Source organism: Zavarzinella sp., assembly GCA_041399155.1.
Lineage (GTDB): Bacteria > Planctomycetota > Planctomycetia > Gemmatales > Gemmataceae > JAWKTI01.
On record JAWKTI010000002.1, the window covers coordinates 515,061 to 525,994 of the forward strand.

11 protein-coding genes are annotated in these 10,934 nt (G+C 49.2%); 4 read left to right on the plus strand and 7 right to left on the minus strand.

Annotation, left to right across the window (positions count from 1 at the left end):
• Positions 1 to 12 precede the first annotated feature (12 nt).
• Together R3B84_12190 and egtD are read left to right on the plus strand one after the other, a co-directional pair.
• Positions 13 to 297, plus strand: a complete 285-nt coding sequence (locus tag R3B84_12190; protein ID MEZ6141321.1) for a DUF427 domain-containing protein — start codon at positions 13 to 15, stop codon at positions 295 to 297.
• 46 nt (positions 298 to 343) lie between these two features.
• Positions 344 to 1,318, plus strand: coding sequence for an L-histidine N(alpha)-methyltransferase (gene egtD, locus R3B84_12195; protein ID MEZ6141322.1), 975 nt, complete (start codon positions 344 to 346; stop codon positions 1,316 to 1,318).
• Positions 1,319 to 1,328: 10 nt separating this feature from the next.
• Here egtD and R3B84_12200 read toward each other — a convergent pair whose 3' ends face one another.
• The 3 genes from R3B84_12200 to lipA are packed head-to-tail and all read right to left on the minus strand — an operon-like array spanning position 1,329 to position 3,864.
• Entirely contained in the window at positions 1,329 to 2,327 is a 999-nt protein-coding gene (locus tag R3B84_12200; protein ID MEZ6141323.1) for a DNA polymerase III subunit delta', read from the minus strand.
• Positions 2,324 to 2,950 carry a dTMP kinase gene (tmk, locus tag R3B84_12205; protein ID MEZ6141324.1) on the minus strand — a complete coding sequence of 209 codons (627 nt, stop codon included), beginning with the start codon at positions 2,948 to 2,950 and terminating at the stop codon, positions 2,324 to 2,326. The genes R3B84_12200 and tmk overlap by 4 nt, the downstream gene beginning before the upstream one ends.
• Positions 2,938 to 3,864: a lipoyl synthase gene (gene lipA / locus R3B84_12210; protein ID MEZ6141325.1), complete on the minus strand. Its 927-nt coding sequence runs from the start codon at positions 3,862 to 3,864 to the stop codon at positions 2,938 to 2,940. The genes tmk and lipA overlap by 13 nt, the downstream gene beginning before the upstream one ends.
• A gap of 167 nt (positions 3,865 to 4,031) precedes the next feature.
• On the opposite strand from lipA, the gene R3B84_12215 reads away from it, so the two are divergent.
• Positions 4,032 to 4,385, plus strand: coding sequence for a DMT family protein (locus R3B84_12215; GenBank protein MEZ6141326.1), 354 nt, complete (start codon positions 4,032 to 4,034; stop codon positions 4,383 to 4,385).
• A gap of 35 nt (positions 4,386 to 4,420) precedes the next feature.
• Here the strand turns inward: R3B84_12215 and R3B84_12220 are convergent, their stop codons facing one another.
• Complete coding sequence (locus tag R3B84_12220; GenBank protein MEZ6141327.1) at positions 4,421 to 5,314, minus strand: alpha/beta hydrolase; 894 nt, start codon at positions 5,312 to 5,314, stop codon at positions 4,421 to 4,423.
• Positions 5,315 to 5,402: 88 nt separating this feature from the next.
• Between R3B84_12220 and R3B84_12225 the strand changes: the two genes are divergently transcribed.
• A complete protein-coding gene (locus R3B84_12225; GenBank protein MEZ6141328.1) occupies positions 5,403 to 6,383 on the plus strand; it encodes a diadenylate cyclase in 981 nt (326 codons plus the stop codon).
• Between the two features lie 20 nt (positions 6,384 to 6,403).
• Here the strand turns inward: R3B84_12225 and R3B84_12230 are convergent, their stop codons facing one another.
• The 3 genes from R3B84_12230 to R3B84_12240 are packed head-to-tail and all read right to left on the minus strand — an operon-like array spanning position 6,404 to position 10,914.
• The gene (locus tag R3B84_12230) at positions 6,404 to 7,048 is read right to left on the minus strand and encodes an SCO family protein (GenBank protein ID MEZ6141329.1); all 645 of its coding nucleotides are present in this window, start codon (positions 7,046 to 7,048) and stop codon (positions 6,404 to 6,406) included.
• 29 nt (positions 7,049 to 7,077) lie between these two features.
• Positions 7,078 to 9,324 (minus strand): PSD1 and planctomycete cytochrome C domain-containing protein, encoded by a 2,247-nt coding sequence (locus R3B84_12235; GenBank protein MEZ6141330.1) that lies wholly within the window; start codon positions 9,322 to 9,324, stop codon positions 7,078 to 7,080.
• Between the two features lie 51 nt (positions 9,325 to 9,375).
• Positions 9,376 to 10,914, minus strand: a complete 1,539-nt coding sequence (locus R3B84_12240) for a YifB family Mg chelatase-like AAA ATPase (protein MEZ6141331.1) — start codon at positions 10,912 to 10,914, stop codon at positions 9,376 to 9,378.
• Positions 10,915 to 10,934 lie beyond the last annotated feature (20 nt).

A 10,934-nucleotide genomic window follows, 5' to 3' on the forward strand; every position in this document is an offset into this window, starting at 1 on the left:
TTATGGAGTGAGATGATGAAGGCGATTTGGAACAACCAGGTAATTGCGGAAAGCAGTGAAACAGTTGTCGTGGAAGGGAATCACTATTTCCCACCTGATAGCATTATTCGGGAACACTTTCAGCCCAGCGATACGCATACGGTATGTGGCTGGAAGGGAACAGCGAGCTATTATCACGTGGTGGTGGACGGTAAAACAAATCCCGATGCTGCGTGGTTTTACCCAGAAACGAAAGATGCTGCCAATAATATTCGTGGTTATGTCGCGTTCTGGAAAGGTATTCAAGTAGTTGCTTAAGCAAGATTGTTGCTGATGAACATTATTTGAAGGGGATAGCGGACTGATGATGAACGCCACGAAATCCAGGCCAGTCGATATGGTGCGTACTGGTGAACAGAACGAATTTCTCCATGATGTATTGCACGGATTAAGCTGTAAACCTAAAAGATTGCCATGTAAATATTTTTACGATCTTCGTGGTTCGCAGTTGTTTGATCGGATATGCCTTTTGGAAGAATATTACGTTACCCGCACTGAAGTGGAGATCATGAATCAGTCGATTCAGCAGATTGCCACAGCACTTGGTGAGCACGTATTACTACTGGAGTTTGGCAGCGGCAGCAGTACAAAAACGCTTCAATTGCTTCAGCATTGTCAGCAGCTTGCAGGCTATGTTCCCGTCGATATTTCTGCTGAGCATCTGCAAAATACAGCCAGACAACTTCAGGAACAATTTCCGAAACTGGTGATCAAACCGCTTGCAGCCGATTTTACACAACCTTTGGTTATTCCAAAGGTCTCGGATCCCAGTCAGCGCAAGGTAGTGTATTTCCCTGGTTCTACGATTGGTAATTTTACACCTGCGAAGGCAACTGCACTATTAAGGCAGATTGCCCTTGAAGTGGATGCTGGTGGGGGGTTATTGATTGGGATCGATCTGGTAAAAGACACAAATGTCCTGGAAGCTGCCTACAACGATTCCCAAGGCATCACGGCAGCGTTTAATCTCAATCTGTTGCGAAGAATCAATCGGGAACTGCACGGTACATTCCGGGTAGATCTGTTTCAGCACCGTGCACATTTCGATACCAGCCATAACAGAATCGAAATGCATTTGATCAGCAAAGTGCCCCAGGTGGTATCGGTGGCTAACAACCCGTTTCAATTTGCAGCACAGGAAACGATCTGTACCGAATATTCACACAAATATGTTCTGACTGATTTTCTGCAGATGGCGGCAGGTGCAGGATTTGCTTATGACCAGCATTGGACGGATCCGCAATCTTACTTTGCAATCATCCACTTGGTAGCAAAGTAGAATCATGAATTCAATCGGATTTCATCAGCTGTGCGGTCAACCACTCCGTCGATAATTCGGTGGAAACCATTCGATCTATCTGAACGATAGATTCCGTAATGGCGTTCGACCAGCGCAGCATCTGTTCCACAGATAATTGCTGCACAATTTCCTGTAAGTGGTGATGATCCTCGGCTTCATTCCCCGCAGGCAAATTATAGTGCACATACAGTAATTCCTGAATCAGTTGCAGAAACAGGGTCAGGCCAATTTGTGCAATCCGGCGTTTGTCAGCGGTGCTGGCACTACTCAGTTGAAAAAGGTCGGTCCAGAGTTGATTGAATGCGATCGGATGGATTGGCGATTTTAACTGATTTAACAAGCCATTGCGGAAATCCCAGTATTCCTGGTGCTGGTATTCTTGTGCCACACCCGGGCTTCCCTGGGCAACTTTACCCAATCGTTGTGCCTGTTTCAGATCGACTCCCTGATTTACAAGCACTTCAACCGTCTGATCGAGTGTCAGTGGGCGAAAGTGCAGGATCTGGCTGCGGGATCGAATTGTTTGCAGTACGCCATCCTCCGCCTGTGCAATCTGGATGATGATACTCTTCGGTGTGGGCTCTTCTAATGTTTTCAGAAGAGCGTTACCCGCTTCCATCGACATCATGTCGATATTCCGGATGATTGTGATTTTCCAATTGCCTCGTGCGGGTTTCAGTTGGCTCTCGGCGATATACTGCTGGACCACTTCCAGCGGAAATGTGCTTTTATCATCTGGCTTGTCAAGCAGTTTCATGTCTGGATGGGTATTTGCATCGCACAGCAGGCAGGCAGCACATCGATCACAGGATTCGAACCCAGACCGGTTTTCGCACAATAATGTTTTGCCTAGTTGTCTGGCGAATGAAGTTTTACCGATACCCTGATGACCTAGAAATAGATATGCATGGCCCAGGCGTTCGCGGGATACTGCCCGTTCCAGCAGAGCGAGATGTTCTCGATGACCAACAATGCTCGACCAGCTCATGGCGCATTCTTCAATGTGAATCGATTGAGATAAGGCTGAATCATTTTCTGCAATTGCTGCTGCACATCTTCAACAGAGCCCTGGGCATCTACAAGACAATATCGATTGTTGTCGTCGATGGTCAATTGTAAATAGCCTTCACGGACTTTCTGAAAATAAGCATCATCGCGCTGTTCGATCCGGTCGAGCGTTGTTTTCCGCCTTTGGTGGGAAAGCTCAATTGGGATATCCAGAATAAATGTCTGGGTGGGCATGCACTCATCAATCGAAAATCGGCCTAAGTCGGCAATTGCCTGGTAAGTTAAACCGTTGGCAAAGCCCTGATAGGCGAAATTCGAGCTGATGAACCGATCACAAATCACTATTTCATCACGTGCCAAGGCGGGTTGAACCACCTCATGGATCAGTTGGGCCCGGCTGCACATAAAGAGCAATGTTTCGGCTCGAAGGCAGATATCTGTGGTGGGGGATAGCAAAATGGACCGCAATTGATCACCCAGGGTGGTGCCACCTGGGTCCCGGCAAAGCTGCACCTTGTAACCCTGGGATGTCAGCCAGTCACTCAACATACGACATTGAGTCGTTTTGCCAGTGCCATCAATGCCATCGATCACGAAGAACATGATGAATCTGAGGGCTGAGTTTGAAGATGGTCTACCATTTCATCAGCGTGGTAGCTGGAACGGACAAAAGGACCCGCAACAACCTGTTTGAAACCAAACTTGCGGGCACGGTGGGCAATTTCATCAAATTCTGCGGGTTCCAGAAACCGTGCAACTGGAATGTGCTTTAACGTGGGTGCCAGATACTGTCCCAGGGTCAGCACATCGCACTCAATTGCACGCACATCGGCGATCACATCAAAAAGCTCTTCGATCGTTTCACCGATTCCCAGCATCAGACCGGTTTTGGTGATAATGCCTGGATTTGTGTCTTTCACCTGTTTCAGCAGGTCTAAGGAACGCTGGTAATCTGCTCTACCACGGACTTTCCGATATAACCTGGGCACTGTTTCCAGATTATGGTTGTAAACTTCTGGCGTGGCTTGAATTACGCGATCAATCGCCTGCCGATTACCCATAAAGTCAGGTGTTAGCACTTCTACTGCAGAACCAGTCCGTTTCCGCACCTCCAGGATGCAACGGTAGAAATGTTCCGCACCACCGTCTTCAAGGTCATCGCGGGTAACCGAGGTGATCACTACATGCTTCAGCCCCAGCCGCAGTGCCGCTTCGGCTACGCGTGCTGGTTCATCGTCCTGGATCTCTTCCGTCACCCCACGTGGGGTGGAGCAGAAGCCGCACGGTCGGGTGCAAACGTTACCCAGAATCATAAATGTTGCAGTACGGCGGGAATAGCACTCGGGGCGGTTGGGACAGCGGGCATTTTCACATACAGTCTCAAGATTCAGGTCATCCAGCAAATTTTGTGTGAAGAAATTCTCATTTCCCTTCGGCAATGGGCGCTTTAACCACGCTGGTAAGCGGTGCCGAGACGGTGTGGAGGTTTCCTGATCCAAAAGTGGTAGCTGCAGCATTCAAACAAATCCATAGCAAGATTGTTAATTATTGTAGTGTCCCCACGGGCATTTCGTAGTTCATTTTGCTGATGGCTTGCCCGTTATCCTTTTCTCATTGAAGATTCCTATTGCGAAATAGATTTCACCACACTATTTGGGGGGATTCTTACTTCATCCAGAGTTGTATGTCGCCGATTGTAAAATTTGTGGTGTTGCTTACCTTTTCCAATCTGTTCATGACTTTCGCGTGGTATGCCCACCTGAAGGAAATGAACCAGAAACCATGGATTCTGGCCGCACTATTCAGTTGGGGAATTGCGTTATTTGAATACCTGCTGCAGGTGCCTGCAAACCGCATCGGGCACACAGCATTGAACGTGGGCCAACTGAAAATGGTTCAGGAAGTGATTACTTTGATGGTTTTCATACCATTTTCCGTTTTTTATCTGAAAGAACAGCTCAGGTGGGACTACCTGTGGGCAGCACTCTGCCTGTGTTGTGCTGTATTTTTTGTCTTCCGCACCAAATTATTTAGTTGAGTGTTATATAATTTCAGGTGAATATAATCGATGTGTTATTTTTCCAGCGTTTCCAGAAATTTCAGCATCTTTTGCGTTGTGTCTTCATAGTATTTGTTTTCGTTCCGCCCATAATTGAAAAATCCGTGCGGTTGGCCTTCGTATCCCACTAATTCGCACCGATTGCCCGGAAATTTTTTCATTTCCTCCTGAAATAATTCGACGGTGCGGTATGGCACTGTGGTGTCACCTTTCCCATGAAAAATGATCATCGGTGGCAGATTTTTCCCAACATGATGAAAAGGTGAAATCGCTTTTGGTTCGCATCCGAGCGATTTTGCATCTCGATTGCCGCCAAAGGTTTTTTCATTGAAGTCCACCACTGGGGCAATGATGACTGCTGGGTTGAACATGACAACGGCATTAGGTACAGAACTGACATTTTTATCATCTTTGGGATCATCCAGCCCAGGCAGCAGTGCAGTCGATGCTGCCAGATGCCCACCTGCAGAACCACCTGCCGCCACAATTTTGTTGGGAAGGATACCCAGTACTTTGGCGTGGGAGCGAACATAACGGATGGCGGATTTGGCATCGGCGACGCACTCAGTGGGCTTCACCTGATGCCGACTGGCAACGCGGTAATCCACAGTGATCGCGACATAGCCATGTTTGGCAAGTGTCAGGCATTGTTGCTCAAACTGTTTCGGTGTGCCGGAACTCCAGCCACCACCAAAAAAGAAGACCACTGCCATTCTGGGCTGATTTGGTGAATGGTCCTTTGGTGTGTACATATAGAGTTTCAAGGTGGTTTCCCCAACCGTTTTGTAGGTGATCTCTTTGGATCCTGGCAGGTCAGGTGGATAGTTTTTTTGCGCGGGCCGCTGTGCGAAAATTTGGCCATTCAGAATGAAGAACAGGCTAAAAACCATAAAAATTTGCTTGTACATGGACAGCCCCCCTAACTTTCATTAGTGCTAAAGATACCCCACTATCATTCACAATATTGGTTCCACAGCAAGCGGTAGGAAGATTTTCATGGGCATTGCAAAACAAACGGCTTCTTTGCTGGATGCCGCTCGAGATATTGCTCGTGCAATTCCGGCAGATGCAGTGCTGGTCCTTACCGAAATGAACCTGGATTGGAATGCCGTTTACTCCCACCTGAAGGGGTGTAAAGTTCTGGTGGCCACCGAAGAGGAGGCTCTTCGTGAGAAATTACGCAGTAATCCTGACCTCGATCTGATTGAACTGGATCGGGAGCCAGTCCCACAGCGGGAACGGTTGAGCCTGGCTCTGTTGAAAGCGGTGACCACGGGGCACCTGAAACCTGGCTCCCACCTGGTGGTGGTGTATAACGGGATCGCCACGCCGGAAGATTTACCAGAACCGATCGACAGCATCAGTTTAATTCACCTCAGTGAGCACCTGGAACAGATGACCCTGCAGGATCTGCGAGAGTTACAGACTGGGATTCCGGTGGAAACATTACGACTGGTGATTAACCTGTGCACCGAAATTGGCCGCGAAGGCCGCGAAGGCAAGCCAGTAGGCACCATTATGGTGGTTGGGGACACCAGAAAAGTGTTAAGCATGTCCCGCCCACTGAATTACAACCCATTCAAAGGATACAGCAAAGAAGACCGAGATCTGCGTCGAAAGTGGGTCCGAGAATCGATCAAGGATCTGGCACAATTAGATGGTGCCATCTTGATTGATGCGGATGGTTGTGCGGTGGCAGGCTGCCTGTCGCTGGAAACCGACAAAAAAGGCCTTGATGTGGGCAAAGGCTTTGGCACCAGGCACCTGGCGGCGGCGGGCATTAGCAAAAAGGCAAATTGTGTGGCGATGTGTGTCAGCCAGTCTTCGGGTACATTACGAATTTATTACGAAGGGAAAGAGGTAATGCACATCGAACCGCTCAATCGACCACATATCTGGCAACCGTTGCGCATTGAGGCACTGGAAGAACCAAACATGCCCAATACAGACGATAATGCCCCACCTTCTGTGAACTGATCACCCGAATTTTGTGCAGATTACTCTCGATGGTTCAATTTGCGTACAAGAGCCTCAATCGCAGCCAAGTTGTCATTATATTCCTGTTCGGCATTTGCAGAACTTGGGGAACGGATGCCATCAAACACCCCACGAACGACACCAGCATGATCCACCACCATTAATTTGGTGCTGTGATCATATTCTTCACCCGGCTTGGCATTGGGCACCCGATCGGCATGAATATGAAAGCCTTCATCCAGTAATTTCTGGATTGTTTCCTCTTTGCCTGTTAAAAAGAGCCAGCGATCAGCGTCAGCTCGAAAATTTTCCGCGTACTTCTTCAGTTCTTCTGGCTGATCCCGCACTGGATCGACGGTAAAAGTTACCAATCGAAAAGCGGATACATCTTTCAATTTGGTTTGCAGTTGTGCCATTGTTGCTGAAACCTGTGGGCATGGGCCAGTACAGCGGGTAAAGACAAACCCAGCCAGCCAGATTTTACCTCGCAAATCTTCTCGAGTGACCTGCTTGCCACTCCGCTCTGTCAGGGTGAAGGCGGGCACGATATAACCAGGATCTTCTCGTGGAGGCAACGAACTGGCAGTTCGTGGCGAGGTGTCGTCACAACTGATGAGAAATAAAAATCCCACGATCAGTGGCGGGATCAGTAACCGATTCAACAACAGATTTCTCCTGATAATAGATGCATACCTTATTCTCTTGTGACGAATTCATCGAGATTGAATAAGACCCGTGCCAGCAAAAACCGTGCTCCAAGTTCAACAGATTCTGGTGTGATCGTTTTCTGTTCCAGCAATTCAGTCAATTTTGTCTGATCGCTGGAAAGCATTTGCTGTGCAGAAGTGTAAAACCGATCCAGCCGAGTTAATTCTGCTGCCGTGGGAGAGCGACCCAGCACGCTGGCAAACATTGTGGGAATCAGCACCGATCGATCACTGGTGGTGAGAGTCCTCGCTAGCGCATGAGCGGCTTCAACAAAAACACGGTCATTTAACAGGGTCAGCGCCTGCAGGGGAGTATTGGATCGCTCTCGTTTGATGGCACAAACGTTCCCATCCGGACTGTCGAAGGTCATCAGCATTGGATACGGGCTGGTCCGTTGAAACCAGATGTATAGCCCACGCTGGTACCGTTCAGCGCCACGAGATTCTACCCATCGGGCACTGTTGGCGTAGGTCAGTTCCGAAATCCCAGGTGGTTGGGGTGGGCGGATGCTGGGTCCACCGATCTGCTGAGATAGCAGCCCGGAAGATCGCAGTGCATTATCCCGTAATAATTCTGCCGGCAAGCGGACACGGGATTGACGAGCCAGGAGTCGGTTATCTGGATCAATTGCCGTCAGATCTGGTCGCACCGCTGAACTTTGCTGATAAGTGCTTGAAAGTACGATCAGCCGTTGCAGTTTTTTCATTGAATCGGCGTTTCGCAATAAATAATCAGCCAGGTAATCAAGTAACTCCGGGTGGGATGGTTTTTCCCCACGAAGGCCAAAATCGTCTGTTGTTGCAACAATGCCCCTCCCAAACAACTTGGACCAGATCCAGTTCACCAGTACGCGACGGGAAAGGGGATTATTTTTTGAGATAATCCAGTTTGCAAGGTCCAATCGTGTCTGCGGTTGTTTTTCGGCAGGTGGAAGGATTTTTGGTGTGCCCGGAACCACTTCAACTCCTTTCCGGAGAAAATCACCCCGAATCAACAGGTGGGTGGGACGCGATTTGCCCATTGCTAAGGTGGGTGCCAGTGGATTGGGTGTTTTCTTATTTGCAGGTGGGGGCAATTTACCCAACAACGGTGATGTGGGGGCGGGAAGATCTTTTTCCACATCGTGATTAAAAAATGCAAATAATTGGTAGTACTCCCGCTGCGAAACAGGGTCATACTTGTGGTCGTGGCACTGGCAACACGCCATCGTCAAACCCAGAAACACCGTTGCAGTGGTATTGACGCGATCAACGACGGCTGCAACGCGAAATTCTTCCTGATCGACCCCGCCTTCTTTGTTAGTGAGGGTATTCCGATGGAAGCCCGTTGCAATCTGGTGCTGAATTGAACCACCAGGAATCAAATCACCAGCAAGTTGGTGGGTGACAAACTTGTCATATGGCAGGTCATTATTCAGTGCATCAATCAACCAATCGCGGAAACGCCAGGCCCACGGTCGTCCGGTATCTTTTTCGTATCCGTCCGAATCAGCATAGCGGGCAGCATCCAGCCAGTGTCTGGCCCACTTTTCACCATAATGGGGAGATGCCAACAGGGAATCCACAAAGTGCTCGTAAGCGAGAGGCCCATATCGTTCCTGGAAGGCGGCAATTTCCTGTTCAGTGGGAGTAAATCCCACCAGATCCAGCGAAACACGCCGAAAAAGAGTTGCATCGTTGGCACGAGGCGATGGTTGTATCTGCTGTGATTCTAATTTCGCAAGAACAAACGAATCGATTTCATTTTGTACCCACGCTTGTTGCCGCACAACAGGTGGGGGAACTGCTTTCACTGGTTGAAATGCCCAGTGGTTGGATTTAGAGGCACTTGCGGCATTCTTGGAAACCGTATCATCCCAGGCGGAACCCTGATCAATCCACGCACGCAGGATACCGATTTCTTTCGCCGATAGTGCGGGTCCTTCTGGGGGCATTTTGCTATCCGCATCTTGCCCTGCAACAAGATGAATCAGTCTGCTTTCACTGCTTTTGTTCGGTACATAAACCTTCCCTGTATCCCCACCAGCGTTCACAGATTCGCGAGTTTGCAGCGAAAACCCACCAGACTGCTTCGCTGCGTGGTGGCATTTGATGCAGTGTTGTTGAAAGATTGGCCAGACATCGCTGGCAAAATCTACCTTGCTGGTGCTGGCAGTTGGCAGTTTTGGAAGTGGCTTTTCTTCCGCCCAACTGCAGCAGATCACTGTGAGTACGCAAATCAGGGAGAGTTTCATACCACAATCCTTATCGTAAAGTTCGCACCTGTGCCAGCGAAGATAGAACAATCAACGTTGCCATAATCGTCGATCCAGGGTGCGGTAACTGATTGCTTCGGCAATATGGGCAGATGTAATGTTGTCACTGTCTTCCAGGTCTGCAATCGTTCTGGCAAGACGCAAAATTCGATCGTGGGCACGCGCTGATAATCCCAGTTGTTCCATTGCAGTCTGAAGGATCGTTTTTCCTTCTTCATCCAGTACGCAGTATTTGCGTAACTGCTTGGTATTCATCCGCGAATTGGTGATGCTGGAGCCAAGTCCGAAACGTTTTTCCTGCACTTCACGCGAACGATCCACACTTTCCCGCATCACTTCACTTTTTGTGCCATCCGCCTGTGCCGACAGTTCACCAAAGGCAACAGCAGGCACTTCAATGTGAATATCGATTCGATCCAGCAGAGGACCACTGATCCTGCCCATATATTTTTCGATCTGGATCGGTGAACATTTACAGACATGTTTCGGATCGCCCATATATCCACATGGACAGGGATTCATGCTGGCAACCAGAAGAAAATTTGCTGGAAAGGTGCTGGAATTTAATGCACGTGAAATCGTCACCTTTCCTTCTTCCAGTGGTTGCCTTAACACTTCAAGGCTACGGCGGTTAAATTCCGGCAGTTCGTCGAGAAAAAGTACCCCATGGTGGGCCAATGATATCTCGCCTGGGCCGGGTACATGGCCACCCCCCACCATTCCTGCATCGCTGATCGTATGGTGAGGCGACCGGAACGGTCTGGCAGTTAACAGAGATTCACCTGCAGGCAGTCTGCCAATGGCACTGTAGATTCGTGTGGTTTCCAGACTTTCATTCGGTGTCAGTGGGGGTAAGATTGTTGCCAGGCGTCTGGCAAGCATGGTTTTCCCTGTACCAGGGGAACCGATCATCAGGACATTGTGAAAGCCCGCAGCAGCTACCACCAGTGCTCGCTTTGCAGATTCCTGCCCACGCACATCAGAAAAATCGACATCATACCGATTCAGTTTCGGTGTGATATCTCCCATGCCACTTGGTGTGGGTTCAAAGGGAATTTTGCCTGTAATCAGCCCCACTGCATCGTTCAGTGCGGTAAAGCCAAACACTTCCACTTCTGGAACCACGGCAGCTTCACGGGCATTTGCCGCAGGAACGATCAATTTGCGAATCCCACGATCTCTGCAAGTGATCGCCATGGAAAGGGCACCTTTGATTGGTCTCAGCCCACCATCGAGCGAAAGTTCGCCAATACAGGCATATTGCTCCAGATCTTCCGGGCGAATTTGCCGCGTTGCTACCAGCAGGCCAAGCGCAATCGGTAAATCGAAGGCACTTGCTTCTTTTCTTAAATCTCCAGGTGCCAGATTGATGATGGTACGGCCTTCTGGCAGATGGAAATCCAGATTGCAGAGTGCCCGTTCGATCCGATGCACGCTTTCACGCACGGCAGCTTCCGGTAACCCAACAAGCACAGTTTTGGGCATCGACGAGGGTGTGTTATCAACCTCGATTTCAACAGGAACGGCATCAATGCCCACCAAAGCAAATGTATTTAGTTTGGCAAGCATAACATTACCGCGTGCTGAGA

Coding starts and splice junctions, on each gene's coding strand:
- R3B84_12200 (MEZ6141323.1), bottom strand. CDS start 2,327: ATGAGCTGGTCGAGCATTGTTGGTCATCGAGAACATCTCGCTCTGCTG.
- R3B84_12240 (MEZ6141331.1), bottom strand. CDS start 10,914: ATGCTTGCCAAACTAAATACATTTGCTTTGGTGGGCATTGATGCCGTT.
- tmk (MEZ6141324.1), bottom strand. CDS start 2,950: ATGTTCTTCGTGATCGATGGCATTGATGGCACTGGCAAAACGACTCAA.
- R3B84_12215 (MEZ6141326.1), top strand. CDS start 4,032: ATGTCGCCGATTGTAAAATTTGTGGTGTTGCTTACCTTTTCCAATCTG.
- R3B84_12235 (MEZ6141330.1), bottom strand. CDS start 9,324: ATGAAACTCTCCCTGATTTGCGTACTCACAGTGATCTGCTGCAGTTGG.
- R3B84_12190 (MEZ6141321.1), top strand. CDS start 13: ATGATGAAGGCGATTTGGAACAACCAGGTAATTGCGGAAAGCAGTGAA.
- R3B84_12225 (MEZ6141328.1), top strand. CDS start 5,403: ATGGGCATTGCAAAACAAACGGCTTCTTTGCTGGATGCCGCTCGAGAT.
- R3B84_12220 (MEZ6141327.1), bottom strand. CDS start 5,314: ATGTACAAGCAAATTTTTATGGTTTTTAGCCTGTTCTTCATTCTGAAT.
- egtD (MEZ6141322.1), top strand. CDS start 344: ATGATGAACGCCACGAAATCCAGGCCAGTCGATATGGTGCGTACTGGT.
- lipA (MEZ6141325.1), bottom strand. CDS start 3,864: ATGCTGCAGCTACCACTTTTGGATCAGGAAACCTCCACACCGTCTCGG.